This window comes from Flavobacterium sp. RSSB_23 (assembly GCF_051547145.1).
In the GTDB taxonomy this organism is placed as follows: Bacteria; Bacteroidota; Bacteroidia; order Flavobacteriales; family Flavobacteriaceae; genus Flavobacterium.
Genome location: NZ_JBPTTO010000040.1, coordinates 1 through 1,038, shown reverse-complemented (window position 1 = coordinate 1,038; position 1,038 = coordinate 1). Strand labels below are relative to the sequence as shown.

Here is a 1,038-nt window from a genome sequence, read left to right as displayed (position 1 = left end):
TTTGAAACTAAATCTTCTTACTCGGTTCGTGTAAGCACTTTCGATGGTACTTCTACTTTTGAAAAAGCTTTTACTATTTCCATTAATGATTTAAACGAAGCGCCAACGGATATAACGTTGTCTGCTGCTGCCATTGATGAGAATGTAGCGGCCAATTCAACTGTTGGAACTTTGTCTTCAACAGATGTTGATACTAGCTCGTTTACGTATGCTCTTGTTGCTGGAACTGGAGACACCGATAATGCTGCGTTTACCATTTCAGGTTCTGATTTGAAAATTACTGCGAGTCCTGATTTTGAAACCAAAGCATCCTATTCCGTTCGCGTTCGAACTTTCGATGGTACTTCTACTTTCGAAAAAGCCTTTACCATTACCATTAATGATATCAATGAAGCGCCAACGGATATTGCGTTGTCTGCTGCTGCCATTGATGAGAATGTAGCGGCTAACTCCACTGTTGGAGCGCTTTCTACAACCGATTTAGATACTAGTTCGTTTACGTATTCTCTTGTCGCTGGAACTGGAGACACTGATAATACTTCGTTTAGCATTTCAGGTTCTGATTTGAAAATTACTGCTAGTCCTGATTTTGAAACTAAATCTTCTTACTCGGTTCGTGTAAGCACTTTCGATGGTACTTCTACTTTCGAAAAAGCCTTTACTATTTCTATTAATGATATCAATGAAGCGCCAACGGATATTGCGTTGTCTGCTGCTGCGATTGATGAAAATGTAGCGGCTAACTCCACTGTCGGAGCACTTTCTACAACCGATGTGGATACTAGCTCGTTTACGTATGCTCTTGTCGCTGGAACTGGAGACACCGATAATGCTGCCTTTAGTATTTCAGGTTCTGATTTGAAAATTACTGCTAGTCCTGATTTTGAAACAAAAGCTTCTTACTCGGTTCGTGTAAGCACTTTCGATGGTACTTCTACTTTTGAAAAAGCCTTTACTATTTCAATTAATGATATCAATGAAGCGCCAACGGATATAACGTTATCTGCTGCTGCCATTGATGAAAATGTAGCGGCCAAT

The 1,038-nt window shown here is 40.1% G+C and carries 1 pseudogene; it reads left to right on the top strand.

Features of this window, described 5'->3' with window-relative positions:
• Positions 1-1,038, top strand: a pseudogene (locus ACSVH9_RS16260) (hypothetical protein); the annotation flags it as partial.